Source organism: Cupriavidus sp. FW305-26 (assembly GCF_058787975.1).
The window spans coordinates 17,537-32,452 of the sequence record NZ_JBYTAH010000033.1 but is presented as its reverse complement, the minus strand read 5'-3'; the positions used below and the strand labels follow the sequence as shown (position 1 = coordinate 32,452).

General features: G+C 66.8%; 14 protein-coding genes. 6 read left to right on the top strand and 8 right to left on the bottom strand.

Annotated features, from left to right (window positions below; genetic code table 11):
• The first annotated feature begins 79 nt into the window (after nucleotides 1–79).
• Nucleotides 80–730 (top strand): monofunctional biosynthetic peptidoglycan transglycosylase, encoded by a 651-nt coding sequence (gene mtgA / locus AC3WQZ_RS18585; protein ID WP_051398538.1) that lies wholly within the window; start codon nucleotides 80–82, stop codon nucleotides 728–730.
• A 61-nt stretch (nucleotides 731–791) separates the two neighbouring features.
• Here the strand turns inward: mtgA and corA are convergent, their stop codons facing one another.
• Nucleotides 792–1,757: a magnesium/cobalt transporter CorA gene (gene corA, locus AC3WQZ_RS18580; protein WP_010813196.1), complete on the bottom strand. Its 966-nt coding sequence runs from the start codon at nucleotides 1,755–1,757 to the stop codon at nucleotides 792–794.
• A 574-nt stretch (nucleotides 1,758–2,331) separates the two neighbouring features.
• A complete protein-coding gene (locus AC3WQZ_RS18575; RefSeq protein ID WP_011616020.1) occupies nucleotides 2,332–3,231 on the bottom strand; it encodes a DMT family transporter in 900 nt (299 codons plus the stop codon).
• Between the two features lie 186 nt (nucleotides 3,232–3,417).
• On the opposite strand from AC3WQZ_RS18575, the gene pyrF reads away from it, so the two are divergent.
• A complete protein-coding gene (gene pyrF, locus AC3WQZ_RS18570; RefSeq protein WP_010813198.1) occupies nucleotides 3,418–4,236 on the top strand; it encodes an orotidine-5'-phosphate decarboxylase in 819 nt (272 codons plus the stop codon).
• A gap of 77 nt (nucleotides 4,237–4,313) precedes the next feature.
• Here pyrF and AC3WQZ_RS18565 read toward each other — a convergent pair whose 3' ends face one another.
• The 3 genes from AC3WQZ_RS18565 to thiL form a co-directional block, all read right to left on the bottom strand.
• On the bottom strand, nucleotides 4,314–4,811 hold the full coding sequence (locus tag AC3WQZ_RS18565; protein ID WP_010813199.1) for a CinA family protein: 498 nt from the start codon (nucleotides 4,809–4,811) through the stop codon (nucleotides 4,314–4,316).
• A 55-nt stretch (nucleotides 4,812–4,866) separates the two neighbouring features.
• Nucleotides 4,867–5,433: a phosphatidylglycerophosphatase A family protein gene (locus tag AC3WQZ_RS18560; protein WP_492301014.1), complete on the bottom strand. Its 567-nt coding sequence runs from the start codon at nucleotides 5,431–5,433 to the stop codon at nucleotides 4,867–4,869.
• 125 nt (nucleotides 5,434–5,558) lie between these two features.
• Nucleotides 5,559–6,539 (bottom strand): thiamine-phosphate kinase, encoded by a 981-nt coding sequence (gene thiL / locus AC3WQZ_RS18555; RefSeq protein ID WP_492301012.1) that lies wholly within the window; start codon nucleotides 6,537–6,539, stop codon nucleotides 5,559–5,561.
• 399 nt (nucleotides 6,540–6,938) lie between these two features.
• Here thiL and AC3WQZ_RS18550 point away from each other — a divergent pair, with 399 nt between their 5' ends.
• The 3 genes from AC3WQZ_RS18550 to AC3WQZ_RS18540 all read left to right on the top strand — a co-directional run bounded on the left by AC3WQZ_RS18550 (nucleotide 6,939) and on the right by AC3WQZ_RS18540 (nucleotide 10,626).
• Complete coding sequence (locus AC3WQZ_RS18550) at nucleotides 6,939–9,263, top strand: NADP-dependent malic enzyme (RefSeq protein WP_010813202.1); 2,325 nt, start codon at nucleotides 6,939–6,941, stop codon at nucleotides 9,261–9,263.
• A gap of 377 nt (nucleotides 9,264–9,640) precedes the next feature.
• Nucleotides 9,641–10,012 carry a guanyl-specific ribonuclease gene (locus tag AC3WQZ_RS18545; RefSeq protein WP_011616017.1) on the top strand — a complete coding sequence of 124 codons (372 nt, stop codon included), beginning with the start codon at nucleotides 9,641–9,643 and terminating at the stop codon, nucleotides 10,010–10,012.
• On the top strand, nucleotides 10,009–10,626 hold the full coding sequence (locus AC3WQZ_RS18540; RefSeq protein ID WP_010813204.1) for a barstar family protein: 618 nt from the start codon (nucleotides 10,009–10,011) through the stop codon (nucleotides 10,624–10,626). The genes AC3WQZ_RS18545 and AC3WQZ_RS18540 overlap by 4 nt, the downstream gene beginning before the upstream one ends.
• A gap of 83 nt (nucleotides 10,627–10,709) precedes the next feature.
• Here AC3WQZ_RS18540 and AC3WQZ_RS18535 read toward each other — a convergent pair whose 3' ends face one another.
• Genes AC3WQZ_RS18535 through AC3WQZ_RS18525 form a run of 3 tightly spaced genes read right to left on the bottom strand, consistent with a single transcriptional unit; the run spans nucleotide 10,710 to nucleotide 12,558 of the window.
• Nucleotides 10,710–11,318, bottom strand: coding sequence for a YidB family protein (locus AC3WQZ_RS18535; protein ID WP_492301011.1), 609 nt, complete (start codon nucleotides 11,316–11,318; stop codon nucleotides 10,710–10,712).
• A gap of 59 nt (nucleotides 11,319–11,377) precedes the next feature.
• Complete coding sequence (locus AC3WQZ_RS18530; protein ID WP_058698820.1) at nucleotides 11,378–12,130, bottom strand: 16S rRNA (uracil(1498)-N(3))-methyltransferase; 753 nt, start codon at nucleotides 12,128–12,130, stop codon at nucleotides 11,378–11,380.
• On the bottom strand, nucleotides 12,130–12,558 hold the full coding sequence (locus tag AC3WQZ_RS18525) for a VOC family protein (RefSeq protein ID WP_010813207.1): 429 nt from the start codon (nucleotides 12,556–12,558) through the stop codon (nucleotides 12,130–12,132). Before AC3WQZ_RS18525 ends, AC3WQZ_RS18530 begins: the two co-directional genes overlap by 1 nt.
• A 320-nt stretch (nucleotides 12,559–12,878) precedes the next feature.
• On the opposite strand from AC3WQZ_RS18525, the gene tkt reads away from it, so the two are divergent.
• Nucleotides 12,879–14,912: a transketolase gene (gene tkt, locus AC3WQZ_RS18520; RefSeq protein ID WP_011616013.1), complete on the top strand. Its 2,034-nt coding sequence runs from the start codon at nucleotides 12,879–12,881 to the stop codon at nucleotides 14,910–14,912.
• Nucleotides 14,913–14,916: the final 4 nt, after the last annotated feature.

The window sequence follows — 14,916 nt, the reverse complement described above, 5'->3', positions numbered from 1 at the left end:
AGCCCCCGCACGCACGGTGTTCAACCCGGTCCGCTGGCTCGGCTACCTGCTGGGCTGCGTGGCGGCGGGCGTGGTGGCGATGCAGCTGTACTTCTTCATGCAGATCGCAAGCTGGCAATACATCAATCCTACGACGACCACGTTCATGCGCGCCGAGCGCTGGCGCCTGTGCGGCATCAACGTCTGGAACTGCGGCATCGACCGGCAATGGGTGCCGTACGACCGCATCTCGCGCAACCTCAAGCGCGCGGTGATCGCCAGCGAGGACGCCGACTTCGTCAACCATCCGGGCTATGAGCTGGATGCCATGCTCGATGCCTGGGAGCGCAACAAGAAGCGCGGGCGCATCGTGCGCGGCGGTTCCACCATCACGCAGCAGCTGGCCAAGAACCTGTTCCTGTCGTCCGAGCAGCACTACCTGCGCAAGGGCCAGGAGCTGGCCATCACGTGGATGCTCGAGTTCTGGCTGGACAAGCAGCGCATCTACGAGATCTACCTGAATTCGGTGGAGTGGGGCGAGGGCGTGTTCGGCGCGCAGGCCGCGGCGCAGCACTACTTCCGCACCAGCGCCGACAAGCTCAGCGTGGGCCAGTCCGCGCGCCTGGCCGCGGCGCTGCCGGCGCCCAAGTGCTTCGACAAGAAGGAATACTGCGCCAACGTGCGCGTGAATTTCCGCGCCAAGGCGGGAATCATCGCGCGGCGGATGGGGGCAGCCACGCTGCCCGACTGAGGGCTTGCTCCCCTCTCCCACTTGTGGGAGAAGGGAGCAAGGCAGCGGCAGATTCAGCGCCTCAGCTCAGCCACCCCTTCCTGCGGAAATACACCAGCGGAATCGCCGCCGACACCGCCATCAGCGCAATCGCCCACGGATAGCCCGCGCCCCAGTCCAGCTCCGGCATGAACTTGAAGTTCATGCCGTAGATGCTGGCGATCAGCGTGGGCGGCATCAGCGCCACCGACACCACCGAGAACAGTTTGATGATCTTGTTCTGGTTGATGTTGATGAAACCGACGGTCGCGTCCATCAGGAAGTTGATCTTGTCGAACAGGAACGCGGTGTGGTTCTCGATCGAGTCGATGTCGCGCAGGATCTGGCGGGCCTCGTCCTGCTGCTCGGCCGACAGCAGCTGGCTGCGCATCAGGAAGGACACCGCGCGGCGCGTGTCCATCACGTTGCGGCGGATGCGCCCGTTCAAGTCTTCCTCGCGGGCGATGGTTTCCAGCACGTCGGCCGCGGCGGCATCGGTCACGTTCTCGGCCAGCACGCGGCGGCTCGCTTCTTCGAGCCGCTCGTAGATTTCCTCGATCGAGTCGGCGGAATACTCGGCGTCGGTCGCGTACAGGTCCATCAGCACGTCCTTGGCATTGCGCACCGAGCCCGGGCGCATGCGTGCGCGCAGCCGCACCAGCCGGAACACCGGCAGGTCTTCGTCGTGGATGGAGAACAGCACGTCGCGCGTCAGCACGAAAGCCACGCGCACGTTGCGCGACAAGGCCTCTTCCTCGTCCAGCAGGAAGTCGGTGCGGATATGGATATTCTCGTCCTCGCCCTCGAAATATCGCGCGGACGCTTCCAGGTCGCCCAGGTCTTCCAGTTCGGGAAGGGCGACGCCATAGGCTTCCTTGATCCAGTTCAGTTCCTCGTCGTCGGGATTGACGACATCGATCCAGATCGGCTTGTGCTGCAGCAGCTCATTGCGCTCGTCGACCTGCTCCTGGGCAAGCCGGCCTTTCTGCAGGACGAACAGGTTGATCATCCCCGGGATTCCTTATTGCTGATTGCGACGAAAAACAAAGACAAGCGCGAAGACAAGCGCAGGCGGCTCGCCGCATTCCCAGGTAGTCCGTCATGCCCTGCATGGCCTGGCGAGACGCCGGAAGGCGCCCTGCCAGGGCCGGGCCACGGGCAAGCGTGATCGCGCTGTACCGCGGCTGCCGTTCGGCACGGCGGTACAAGGCGATGGCGTTTGCCTGGGTTGGCTGGCTAGCCGGGAGAGGGAAGATCCGCACGCGATGCGGCGCGCATGGATGGCGCCGCCGGTGGCACGGAAAGACACTCGCCCGCAGTGTTCTGCTGCGGGCGAGGCCGACGAGGCGCGGAGCCGGGTGCTCCGGGCGGGTCGTCGTTACGCAGCCCGCAGTGACATGGCATTCGCAGAGGTCGCAGCGCTGCTGCGGCAACTCGAACACCCGATGCTACTGCCCACGTAATTTCTCCGGGATTGTGATGGCCGCGAGTGTAGCCCAACGTAGGGTGGCTTGTTAAGTGAAATCTCCGCGCACGCGGCCCGCTGTTGCCCGCTCACGACCGGCGGCGCGCCCACCCGGCGATCAGCCCGGCGCGCCCTGCAACCGGCGCCAAAGCAGCGGCGCCAGCATCACCGAGGACAGCGCCAGGAACATCAGCACGATCGCGGCGTAGTCCTGCCAGTGCGGCTGCTCGCCCAGCATCCACATGCCCGAGAACACGCCGACCACCGGAATGAACATGATCGACAGGCTCGACACCACCGGCGGCAGGCTGCGCGCCAGCCCGAACCAGACCAGGTGGCAGAAGGCGAAGACCACCACCGCGTTGTAGGCGATGGCGCCCCATTCGACGGCGGTGGGCATGCGCCAGCCGTCTTCCAGCAGCAGCGAGCCGACCGCCAGGAAGGGCAGGGTCACGGCCAGCATCCAGAACGTCATGGCGCCGATGGGCACGTCGGTCGGGGTGCGTTTTATCAATTGGGTGCCGAAGCCCCAGCCGGCCGCGGCCAGCAGCATCAGCAGCGTGCCGGCCGGGCTGCCGGTCAGCGCGGCGAGCTCGCCGGAAAGCAGCAGCACCGTGCCGGCCAGCGCGCAGCCGATGCCCAGCCAGGCCCAGGCGCCGATGCGCTCGCGGAAGAACACCAGGCCCCAGACCACTGCCCAGATCGGCATGGTGTAGCCCAGGATGGCGGCCCGGCCCGAGGACAGCATCTTGACCGCGCAGATCGCAAACAGGTGCCAGACCACCATGTTGGGAATGGCCAGGCGGACCACCGTGCCCCATTCGCGCCGCGGCAGGGCCAGGGAATCGCCGCGCAGCCGCAACGCCAGCCCCAGCGCCACCAGCCCGCCCGCCATGCACAGCAGGCGGAAGCCCAGTGCCGGAAAGTGCGCTACGCCTACCTTCATGATGGGCCAGTTGATGCCCCAGGCAAGCGTGAGCACGACAAGCAGGAAGATACCGCGGCGATCGAGAGACATGACGGGACGCGGCTGTGCGTCATGCCGCGCTTTGTTTTGAGAGGAAGCGCAAAACCATAGCACGTAGCGGGTAAAATTGCCGGAAGCGACATATGCTGCAGGGATGAAAGGTTTTCACGCCGCTGTGGCCAACCGCGCCGGCCGGGCCAATGGGGCGCCGGCGCCACCAGGATATTCCGAGTACCCATGACTTTCACCGAGCAGCTTGCTGCCGCCTGGCAGCGCAACGATTCCCTCCTGTGCGTCGGGCTCGATCCTGACCCGCAGAAGCTGCCGCTGTCCCTGACCGGGGCGGGCGGCGCCATCTTTTCGTTCTGCCGCGAGATCGTTGACGCCACCGCCGACCTGGTCTGCGCCTTCAAGCCGCAGATTGCGTACTTCCACTCGCAGCGCGCCGAAGACCAGCTCGAGCAGCTGATCCACTATATCCACGATGCCCACCCCGGTATCCCGGTGATCCTGGACGCCAAGCGCGGCGACATCGGCTCGACCGCCGAGCACTACGCGCTGGAGGCCTTCGAGCGCTACCATGCCGACGCGGTCACGGTCAGCCCGTACATGGGCTTCGATTCGATGCAGCCGTACCTGGCCTATCCGGATCGCGGCGTGATCGTGTTGTGCCGCACCTCCAACCCGGGCGGCTCGGACGTGCAGTTCCTGCAGGTTGACGGCAAGCCGCTGTACCAGCTGGTGGCCGAGGCCGCGCGCGAGCGCTGGAACACCACCGGCCAGATGGGCCTGGTGGTCGGCGCAACCTTCCCCAACGAGATCGCGCGGGTGCGCCAGATCGTCGGCGACATGCCGCTGCTGATCCCGGGCATCGGCGCCCAGGGTGGCGACATCGAGGCCACGGTCAAGGCGGGGCGCACCGCGGACGGCACCGGCATGATGATCAACTCGTCGCGCGCCATCCTCTACGCCAGCCGCGAGAAGGATTTTGCGGCGGCGGCGCGCAATGTCGCGCTGCAGACGCGGGAGACCATCAATCGCTATCGCCACGGCTGAAACCGGGCGTAGACAATAAAAAACCGCGCCAGAAACGGCGCGGTTTTTTATTGGGCGGAGGTTGCCGGGCGCCGGCCTCAGGCCTCGTTCCGGATCAGCTCCAGCAGTCCCCGCATGGCATGCTCGGCCGCCTGCCGGCGGATCTGGCCGCGGTCGCCGCGAAAGCGCTGGGTCTCGGTATGGGTGGTGATGCGGTTGCTCCAGCCGAAGCAGACCATGCCCACCGGCTTTTCCGGGGTGCCGCCGTTGGGCCCGGCCACGCCGGTGATCGACAGCGCCACCTGGGCGCGGCTGTTCAGCAGCGCGCCTTCGGCCATGGCGCGCGCCACTTCCTCGCTGACCGCGCCGTGGTCGCGGATCAGCTTGGCCGGCACGCCCAGCATGGTGGACTTGGCCTCATTGGAATAGGTGACGAAGCCGCGCTCGAACCAGCCGGACGAGCCGGATACATCGGTAATGGCGGCAGCCACCAGCCCGCCGGTGCAGGATTCGGCAGTGGCCAGCATCAGGGATTTGTCGGCAAGGGCGACGCCGGCCTGGATGGCGAGCTGGTCGAGCAGGCGGCTGACAGACATGGTGGATACAGGTAGTTTTGAGGGGAATCAGCTTGCAATGGCTGGCGATACGGGCTCAGAACGAGCGCCACAGCGCAAACACCAGCAGCGTGTAGAAGGCCGCGAAGATGTCGTCGAACATCACGCCAAAGCCGCCGCGCAGGCCCGGGCCCTTGAGCGTGCGGTCATAGTGGCCGATCGGCGCCGGCTTGGTGATATCGAACAGCCGGAACCACAGGAAGGCGGCGAACTGCCCCCAGAAGCCGGTCGGCATGACAAAGGCCAGTACCAGCCAGAAGGCGACGATCTCGTCCCAGACCATGCTGCCATGGTCGTGCACGCCCATGTCGCGCGCGGTGCGCGCGCACGCCCACAGGCCGACCAGGAAGCCGCCGGCGATGATCCGCAGCCAGGTGGTGGGCTCGATCCACAGCGAAATCACTACGAAGGACAGCCACGCGTAGAGCGTGCCGACCGTGCCCGGCGCAACGGGCGACAGGCCCGAGCCGAAGCCGAAGGCGATCAGGTGGGCCGGATGGGCCAGCATGAAGCGCGCGCTCGGGCGCGTGACCTTGACGGTCTGGCCGGCTTCCAGGGTCAGGGCGGGGTCGCGCGGCGCGGCCCCGGGAGGCAAGGTGGACATCAAAATTGGCTCGTGTGTGCAGATACTGCTTATGGTTATGGCCGGCTTGCGCTGCCATGCTTGCGGGACTCCCGTGCCCGCGCAGCGCGCCGATGCCGGCATCATGACATGCCCGCGACCCGGTGTCAGGGGGCAGCGAAGTGGTCGAAGCTGGCGCCTTGGTACCGGGTCGGGTTGCCGGTACTGTCGACCAGCCGCAGGCCGGGCTCGGGCGTGATCGCGCCGACACGTGCGAGCGGCAGCGCCAGGCGTTCGCTAATCGCCGCAATGGCGTCGCGGCTGCCGGCGGGCGCGGTGAAGCACAATTCGTAGTCGTCGCCACCGGCCAGCACGCATTCGCGCTGGATGGCATCGGGCTGGCTGGCCAGCACTGCCGAGCGCGGCAGCGCATCGACGTCGACCAGCGCGCCGACCTGCGAGCGTTCCAGGATATGGCCGAGGTCGCCGACCAGGCCGTCGGAAATGTCGAGTGCGGCATGCGCCACGCCGCGCAGAGCCATGCCCAGCGCCACGCGCGGTGTGGGCGTGTCCATGCGCGGGCGCACCTGGCTGAACTCGGGCTCAGGCAGCAGCCATTCGCCGCGGCAGTCGCCCAGCGCCAGGCGGGCGTCGCCAAGCGTGCCGGAAATCCAGATATCGTCGCCGGGCCGGGCGGCGTCGCGGCGCAGCGCGGCACGCAGCGGCACGTCGCCGAATACCGTCAGCGAAAGCGTCAGCGGGCCGCGCGTGGTGTCACCGCCGACCAGTTCGCAGCCGTGGGCGTCGGCCAGCGCCAGCATGCCGTCGGCCAGTTCGGCCAGCCAGGCGGGGTCGGCCTCGGGCAGGGCCAGTGCCAGGGTGAAGGCGCGCGGCTCGGCGCCCATGGCGGCCAGGTCGGACAGGTTCACGGCCAGGGCCTTGTGGCCGAGTGAGCGCGGCGCCACGTCCGGGAAGAAATGCCGGCCGCTCACCAGCATGTCGGTGCTGATGGCCAGGTGGTGGCCGGGGTGGCCCTCGATCAGCGCGCAGTCATCGCCCACGCCGAGCGCGGCCTTGCGCACCGGCCGCGTGAAAAAGCGGCGGATCAGGTCGAACTCGGAAAGCGGGGCTGGCTGGGCGTGGGACATCGTCGTCAGGAAGATTCGCCCGCCGGGTGGGACGGATCGGGGGCTGCGCGTTGCGCGAAGATGAATGGCGATCCGGGGCAATCCCGCGGCGCGTGCGCAGCGCGTCAGGATGGGGCGCGTCCGGCATTTCAGCAAGATACTGCCGCGCACGACAGCCATGACCATCGCGCGGTACGCCGCTTCTGCCGGCAGGCGCTACGCTTGCTGGTATTGCCCGGGGGGATGGGGCATATTGTACCGAATCGCAAAGGTGCCCCAAGTAAAAGGCTTATTGTGAAATAGTATTTCACTATATAAAATGCTGGGTTCCAAAGGAAGAGAAGGGCGGACACGTGGAGCCGGTCCGCCGATCATCCCCCGCCTCGTCAATGACGGCTCCACCGATTGGAAGATGCGCCGATGACCAGCCCTCAGCAGTCCCCGTCCCAAGACGATCTGAAACAGCAGCAGCGTGAGGCGCTGCGCAAAGCGGCGCTCGAGTACCACGAGTTTCCCACCCCCGGCAAGATCTCGGTCACGCCGACCAAGCCGCTGTCGAACCAGCGCGACCTGGCCCTGGCCTATTCGCCGGGCGTGGCCGCCGCTTGTGAAGAGATCGTTTCCGATCCGGCCAATTCCTTCCGCTACACCGCCCGCGGCAACCTTGTCGCGGTGATCACCAACGGCACCGCCGTGCTGGGCCTGGGCGACATTGGCGCCGCGGCTTCCAAGCCGGTGATGGAAGGCAAGGCTGGCCTGTTCAAGAAGTTTGCCGGTATCGACGTGTTCGATATCGAAGTCGATGAGAAGGACCCGGAAAAGCTGGTCCAGATCATCGCCGCGCTGGAGCCCACCTTCGGCGGCATCAACCTCGAAGACATCAAGGCACCGGAGTGCTTCTACGTCGAGCGCAAGCTGCGCGAGAAGATGAAGATCCCCGTCTTCCACGATGACCAGCACGGCACCGCCATCGTGGTGTCCGCGGCCATCATCAACGGCCTGAAGGTGGTCGGCAAGGACATCAAGAAGGTCAAGCTGGTGGCCTCGGGCGCCGGCGCGGCCGCGCTGGCCTGCCTGGACCTGCTGGTCGACATCGGCCTGCCGATCGAGAACATCTGGGTGACGGACCTGGCCGGCGTGGTCTATGAGGGTCGTACCGAGCTGATGGACCCGGAAAAGGCGCGCTTCTCGCAAAAGACCGACAAGCGCAAGCTGGCCGAAGTGATCGACGGTGCCGACATCTTCCTGGGCCTGTCCGCCGCGGGCGTGCTCAAGCAGGACATGGTCCAGCGCATGGCCGACAAGCCGCTGGTGCTGGCACTGGCCAACCCCAACCCGGAAATCGCGCCGGAGCTGGTCAAGGAAGTGCGCCCTGACGCCGTGATGGCCACCGGACGCACCGACTACCCGAACCAGGTCAACAACGTCCTGTGCTTCCCGTTCATCTTCCGCGGGGCGCTGGATTGCGGCGCCACCACCATCACGCGCGAGATGGAAATCGCCGCGGCCAATGCCCTGGCCGAACTGGCGCGCCAGGAGCAGAGCGACATCGTCGCCACTGCCTATGGCATCCAGGACCTGTCGTTCGGCCCCGAGTACCTGATTCCGAAGCCGTTCGACCCGCGCCTGATCGTCAAGGTGGCGCCGGCCGTGGCCGAGGCCGCGATGAAGTCCGGCGTGGCCGCCCGTCCGATCGAGGACATGGACGCCTACCGCCTGCAGCTGCAGCAGTTCGTGTACCACTCGGGCACGCTGATGAAGCCGATCTACGCCGCCGCGCGCAAGGTCGAGATGGATAAGAAGCGCATCGTCTTCGCCGAAGGCGAGCAAGAGCGCGTGCTGCGCGCGGTGCAGGTGATCGTCGACGAAAAGCTGGCCAACCCGATCCTGATCGGCCGCCCGGCCGTGCTGCAGCACCGCATCGAGCGCTTCGGCCTGCGCCTGCGCGCCGGCGTGGACTTCACCGTGGTCAACCCCGAGCACGATGAGCGTTTCCGCGACTATTCCGACGCCTATTACCGCATGATGGCGCGCGAGGGCATCACGCCCGAGTACGCCAAGCTGGAAATGCGCCGCCGCACCACGCTGATCGGCGCGATGCTGGTGAGCAAGGGCGAGGCCGACGGCATGATCTGCGGCACCGTCAGCAACACCGCGGCGCACCTGCGCTATATCGACCAGGTGCTGGGCGGCACCAACAAGGTCTACGCGGCGATGAATGGCCTGGTGCTGCCGGGCCGCCAGATCTTCCTGGTGGATACGCACGTCAACGTCGACCCGAGCGCCGAAGAGCTGGCCCAGATCACGCTGATGGCCGCCGAGGAACTGAAGCGCTTCGGCATCGAGCCCAAGGTCGCGCTGCTGTCGCACTCGAACTTCGGTTCGTCCGAAGCGCCTTCGGCCCGCAAGATGCGCGAAACCCTCGCCATCCTGCGCGATCGCGCCCCGGACCTGGAGATCGACGGCGAAATGCACGGCGACAGCGCGCTCGACCAGAAGCTGCGCGACCAGCTGGTGCCGGATGGCGCGCTCAAGGGCGAAGCCAACCTGCTGGTGTGCCCGAACATCGACGCGGCCAATATCTCGTACAACCTGCTCAAGGTTGCCGCGGGCAACAACGTCGCGATCGGGCCGATCCTGCTGGGCGTGAAGGCGCCGGTGCACATCCTGACGCCGTCGGCCACGGTGCGCCGCATCGTCAACATGACCTCGCTGGTCGTGGTGGATGCCTCTGCCAAGCGCTAAACCGCTTGGTATGGCCGGTAGCCGGCCAATGTGACGAAAAGCCGGGTTCGCCCGGCTTTTTTTACGTCCATATGTGCATGGTTAGTATGCGCACACATACGCTTAACATATTGAAACAATTGAAGAATTACCGCTGCCGCCGGGCCGGGATTGATTAATTGCGTGCATGCGCGTAACCTTACGCCTTTGATACAGGCGCTCGCCATGAGCGCCCCGGTGCGGCCGGCATCCATCGCGCTCCTCTACGGGTGGCGCAGGGCGCTGGCCAGGGTGGCCCGGACAGATCGTCTACCCAACCAGCGGCAGGCTCGATTTCCGGTTCAACCAAGACAAGCAACGTGGGTTTCCAAGTTTCTCTGATGCGGCACGCATCGCGCATGCTGGCCCGGTCCATGACCGGCGCGGCGCTGGTGCTGGCCCTGGCGCAGCCGACGCTGGCGCGGCAGGTGCAGACCGAAGGGATGGGAACCATTGCAGTGCAGCAGTTGCCCAACGATGCACGGCAGACCCTGGAGCGCATCGAAGCCGGCGGCCCGTTCCTGTATGACAAGGACGGATCGAGATTCGGCAACTACGAACGCATCCTGCCTCAACGTGAACGCGGGTATTACCGCGAATACACGGTCAAGAGCGCCAGGAGCCGGAACCGGGGAGCCAAGCGGATCGTCTGCGGCGGAGAACAACGCGCTGCCAACGATTGTTACTACACGGAAGATCACTACAACAGCTTCAAACGGATACTCAAATGATGACTGACATTTTCGGATTGGGCGACGCCCTTGCCGCCCGCGAAGAGCGCGGCGCCGGAGATGGCTGGCAGCGGGCTCAGCAGCAGGCCCAGAACCTATACGACAACGTGCTGATGATGCCGAGCCAGGAGCTCATGCAAAAACTCCCGCCCGCGACCGCGCCCGTGGCCATGCCCGCCGGTCCCGGTTGGAACGACGGCACCAGCGAGGGGGCCATGAACCTGTTCAAGACGGTGCGTCCGAACATCGTCCAGTCGATCCGCGCCTTCCGCGTGCCTGAGCTGGCCCAGGCGGCCGCCGATCTCGGGCAGCATTTCCTCTATGCCAATTGCGCCCATTGCGCGAGCAAGGCTGAGGTCCTGGAAACCATCGCCACGTCGTTCACCTTCCCGAAGCACTTCGGCAAGAACTTCGACGCGCTGGCTGACTGCCTGACCGACATGATCTACAAGGCAGGCCCGCAGCCGGGCTTTGTGATCGTGCTGGAAGGCTTGCCGATCGCGCAGAAGTTCGACAAGGAAGGGCGCGAGGTGCTGCTCGACGTATTCCGCGACGCCGCCGAGTTCTGGGGCGAGCGCAAGGTGCAGTTCCGGGTGTTTTATTCGTTCGCCTGAGAGCACTGCCTGAGCCCTTGCAAGGCGAATCAAGCAAAAAGCCCGCAATTGCGGGCTTTTTGCTTTCCGGCGAGGTGCTGGTCCTATTCCTGCGCCGGCAGATGCCCATGCGGCGTGAGGCGGTCGATCAGTTCCGGCAATCCTTCGCTCAGTTGCGCGGCCACGTCATCCTGCGACATGCCGGTGGTCTGTGCCAGCGATTCGAGCGTGCCGGTGTCGCCCAGCGCGCTGCTCAGCGCCGATGGCGTGACCGGCTGGTTGGCGCCGCTGCCGATCCACGAGTTCACCTGTTCGCCCAGCCCGGCCTGCGCCAGGATCTGCTGCAGCGCGCCGATGCCGCCGGCGGCCGCGCCCAGTGCCTGGCTGTTGGCCGGGGCGCCACCCTGGCCGCCAAGCAGTCCGCCCAGCAGCGAGCCAAGGTCCAGGCCGCCGGTGGCGCCGCCGGGCGCTGCGCCGGCACCGCCGCCGCCGAGCATGCCGCCCAGCAGCCCGCCGAGGCTGCCCAGTCCGCCCAGGCCGTCATCGACAGGCGCCGCATCGTCTGCTTGTCCGCGGCTACGCATGGCCAGCGTTGCCAGCAGGCCAAGCGCCATCATCAGCTTGGGGTCGAGCCCTCCGGTACTGCCTGCCTCGCCACGCGCGCCGCCGAGTTGTCCGAGCACACCGCCCAGCACGCTATCGAGTAGTCCCATGGTCGACTCCTTTCAGTCAGGGTTGCAAGGTTGACGCGATGACCGGATGGCCGCCGCCGTCAGAATCCGCCAAGCAAGGCGTTAAGGGTTGCCAGGCATGCCAGCCCGGCGGTTTCAGTGCGCAGGATGCGGGGGCCGAGCGACACGCCGGTGAAACCCGCCTGTCTTGCCGCCTGCTCTTCGTCGGGCGCCAGGCCGCCTTCGGGGCCGATCAGCAGCGTAACGCCGCCGGCCAGCAAGCTTTCGCGCTGTTCGGCGATGAACGCTGGCAGCGAATGCGTGGCGCGCGGCGATACCAGCAGCCTGGCACCGCCAGCCGCGGACTGCGCCAGCCATGTCTCAAAGTTAGCGACCGGCGCAACCTCCGGCAAGCGATTGCGGCCGCATTGCTCGCAGGCGGCCTGCACCAGCGCCTGCCAGTGCGCGTGGCGCTTGTGCGCGCGCTCGCCCGACAGGCGCACCACCGAGCGGCTGGCCTGCAGCGGCTGGATTGCCGTGACGCCCAGTTCGACCGCCTTTTCGATCAGCCAGTCCATCTTGTCGCCGCCGGCCAGGCCCTGGGCCAGCGTGACACGGAAGGGCGGCTCGGCTTCGGCCGCGTCATGCGCGCCGATGCGCGCCAGCGCGTGGCGCTTGCCCAGCTCGACCAGCGTGGCCGCGTGGCTGCCGCCGCGGCCGTCGAACAGCGTCATGGCGTCGCCCGGCACCAGGCGCAGCACCTGCACGTGGCGCACCACCGGCTCAGGCAGCGGAAAATCGGATTCGGCGGCCAGGACGGTGTCCGTGCCGCCGACGAAGAAGCGTGGTGCCATCAGCTTGCCTGGCCTGCTGCCTGTTCCAGCGGCTTGCCGAAGCCCCAGCGGTAGCCGTCGGGATCTTCAACCATGCAGTAGCGGTCGCCCCAGAACTGGTCGGCCGGCGCCATCAGGCTGACCGCGCCGGCGTCGACCGCGCGCTGGTGCATGGCGTCGACATCGTCGCAATAGACATAGAAGGTCTGCGGGCACTCGACGCCCAGCGAGCGCGGCGTGCGCGCGGTGCTGCCCCAGGCGCCCTCGGGCGCGAACATCACCACCAGTTGGCCCTGGTAGTGCATCTCGGCGTGGGTCGGCACGCCGTTTTCGTCGACCACGTTGCCGGCCGTGAAGCCGAAGGCGCGGCTGTAGAAGTCCAGTGCGGCGCGCCCGTTGGCGACGGTCAGGTAGGGGGTGAGCCAGGGGGTGTTGGCCGGTCTGGTCATGATCGTCTCCTGAGTGCGGGAAACCCGGCGCGGCTGGCGTGCCGCGCGGTGCGAGAGTGCATCTTACGCGTGCCGCGCTACGCTGTCGAAGTGCGGCGCAGCGGTGAAGCTGGCGCTGTCGGGGTGAAGCATCAGGCATGTGAGGGGCCGGATAGTTCCGGTGCCGGGGGCGGGGCCGTGCCAGGCGGCCTGCGGTGATCGCGCGGACTGCGCCGCGGGGGCTGTCCGGGAGTCCGGAAAACCCCCTAGCTTCTGCTAAAATTGCGGTTTTCCTGCCGTCACCGTCAGGCTCACGCCCGCTCACGTCCAAGACCGCCCGCATGTCCGCCCTTGCCCATCCCGCCACAAGCCCTTTTGCTTCCCAGCCCGCCAAGCTGATGGCCGACGCCATCCGCGTGCTTGCCATGGACGCCGTCCAGCAGGCCAATTCCGGCCACCCCGGTGCACCGATGGGCATGGCAGACATCGCCGTGGCGCTGTGGGGCCGGCACCTGAAGCACAACCCGGGCAACCCCCAGTGGGCCGACCGCGACCGCTTCGTGCTGTCCAACGGCCACGGCTCGATGCTGATCTATTCGCTCTTGCACCTGACCGGCTATGAACTGCCGGTGGAAGAGCTGAAGAATTTCCGCCAGCTGCACAGCAAGACCGCCGGCCACCCGGAATACGGCATCACCCCGGGCGTGGAAACCACCACCGGCCCGCTCGGCCAGGGCATCACCAACGCAGTCGGCATGGCGCTGGCCGAACGCCTGCTGGGTGAAGAATTCAACCGCCCCGGCTACGACATCGTCAACCACCACACCTATGTGTTCCTGGGCGACGGCTGCCTGATGGAAGGCATCAGCCACGAGGCCTGCTCGCTGGCCGGCACGCTGAAGCTGAACAAGCTGATCGCACTGTGGGACGACAACGGCATCTCGATCGACGGCGACGTGGTGCACTGGTTCAATGACGATACCCCGAAGCGGTTCGAGGCCTACGGCTGGAACGTGATCCGCGGCATCGACGGCCATGACGTTACCGCCGTCGACATGGCGATCTCGCAGGCCAAGGCCAGCGACAAGCCGACCCTGATCTGCTGCCGCACCAAGATCGGCAAGGGCGCCCCGAACAAGGAAGGCGGCCACGACGTGCACGGCGCCCCGCTGGGCGGCGCCGAAGTGCTGGCCACGCGCGAGGCGCTGGGCTGGGCCCACGCCCCGTTCGAAGTGCCGGCCGAGGTTTACGACGCCTGGGACGCCAAGGCCAACGGCCAGGCGCTGGAGCGTGCCTGGAACGCGCTGTTCGATGCCTACGCCGAGCGCCACCCGTATGAGGCCGGAGAGTTCCGCCGCCGCATGAAGGGCGAACTGCCGGGTTCGTTCGACGCCGCAGTTGAGGCCTTTATCGCCAAGTGCGAGGAAAAGGCCGAGACCATCGCCACCCGCAAGGCCAGCCAGAACACCATCGAGGCCTTCGGCCCGGTGCTGCCCGAGTTCCTCGGCGGTTCGGCCGACCTGACCGGCTCGAACCTGACCAACTGGTCGGGCAGCCAGGCCGTGCGCGTGGATGCCTGGGGCAACCATATCAACTACGGCGTGCGCGAGTTCGGCATGAGCGCCGTCATGAACGGCATCACGCTGCACGGCGGCTACATCCCCTACGGCGCCACCTTCCTGACCTTCTCGGACTACAGCCGCAATGCGCTGCGCATGGCGGCGCTGATGAAGATCCGCTCGCTGTTCGTGTTCACCCATGACTCGATCGGCCTGGGCGAAGACGGCCCGACCCACCAGTCGATCGAGCACGTTGCCAGCCTGCGCCTGATCCCGAACATGGATGTCTGGCGCACCGCCGACACCACCGAGACCGCCGTGGCCTGGGCCGAGGCGATCCGCCGCGAGAACGGCCCGAGCTGCCTGATCTTCAGCCGCCAGAACCTGCCGTTCCAGCGCCGCGACGACGTCACGCGCGCCAATATCGCGCGCGGCGGCTACGTGCTGCGCGACAGCGTGAACCCGAAGACCAACCGTCCGGACGCCGTGATTCTGGCTACCGGCTCGGAAGTCGGCCTGGCCGTCGGCGCCGCCGATGCACTGGCCGCCGAAGGCGTGCACGTGCGCGTGGTGTCGATTCCCGCGACCACCGTGTTCGACAAGCAGGACACCGCCTACAAGGCCAGCGTGCTGCCGGCCGGCGTGCCGCGCGTGGCGGTCGAGGCGGGCGTGACGGACTTCTGGTGGAAGTACCAGGTCCAGGCGGTGGTGGGCATTGACACCTTCGGTGAGTCGGCCCCGGCCGGCGTGCTGTTCAAGCACTTCGGCTTTACCGTCGACAACGTTGTCCGAACGGTAAAGGACACCCTTATCTAAGCAT

What these genes read in the sequence shown, in the direction of transcription:
- mtgA (WP_051398538.1), top strand. Translation starts at nt 80, where the DNA reads ATGCAGCTGTACTTCTTCATGCAGATCGCAAGCTGGCAATACATCAAT.
- corA (WP_010813196.1), bottom strand. Translation starts at nt 1,757, where the DNA reads ATGATCAACCTGTTCGTCCTGCAGAAAGGCCGGCTTGCCCAGGAGCAG.
- AC3WQZ_RS18575 (WP_011616020.1), bottom strand. Translation starts at nt 3,231, where the DNA reads ATGTCTCTCGATCGCCGCGGTATCTTCCTGCTTGTCGTGCTCACGCTT.
- pyrF (WP_010813198.1), top strand. Translation starts at nt 3,418, where the DNA reads ATGACTTTCACCGAGCAGCTTGCTGCCGCCTGGCAGCGCAACGATTCC.
- AC3WQZ_RS18565 (WP_010813199.1), bottom strand. Translation starts at nt 4,811, where the DNA reads ATGTCTGTCAGCCGCCTGCTCGACCAGCTCGCCATCCAGGCCGGCGTC.
- AC3WQZ_RS18560 (WP_492301014.1), bottom strand. Translation starts at nt 5,433, where the DNA reads ATGTCCACCTTGCCTCCCGGGGCCGCGCCGCGCGACCCCGCCCTGACC.
- thiL (WP_492301012.1), bottom strand. Translation starts at nt 6,539, where the DNA reads ATGTCCCACGCCCAGCCAGCCCCGCTTTCCGAGTTCGACCTGATCCGC.
- AC3WQZ_RS18550 (WP_010813202.1), top strand. Translation starts at nt 6,939, where the DNA reads ATGACCAGCCCTCAGCAGTCCCCGTCCCAAGACGATCTGAAACAGCAG.
- AC3WQZ_RS18545 (WP_011616017.1), top strand. Translation starts at nt 9,641, where the DNA reads ATGCTGGCCCGGTCCATGACCGGCGCGGCGCTGGTGCTGGCCCTGGCG.
- AC3WQZ_RS18540 (WP_010813204.1), top strand. Translation starts at nt 10,009, where the DNA reads ATGATGACTGACATTTTCGGATTGGGCGACGCCCTTGCCGCCCGCGAA.
- AC3WQZ_RS18535 (WP_492301011.1), bottom strand. Translation starts at nt 11,318, where the DNA reads ATGGGACTACTCGATAGCGTGCTGGGCGGTGTGCTCGGACAACTCGGC.
- AC3WQZ_RS18530 (WP_058698820.1), bottom strand. Translation starts at nt 12,130, where the DNA reads ATGGCACCACGCTTCTTCGTCGGCGGCACGGACACCGTCCTGGCCGCC.
- AC3WQZ_RS18525 (WP_010813207.1), bottom strand. Translation starts at nt 12,558, where the DNA reads ATGACCAGACCGGCCAACACCCCCTGGCTCACCCCCTACCTGACCGTC.
- tkt (WP_011616013.1), top strand. Translation starts at nt 12,879, where the DNA reads ATGTCCGCCCTTGCCCATCCCGCCACAAGCCCTTTTGCTTCCCAGCCC.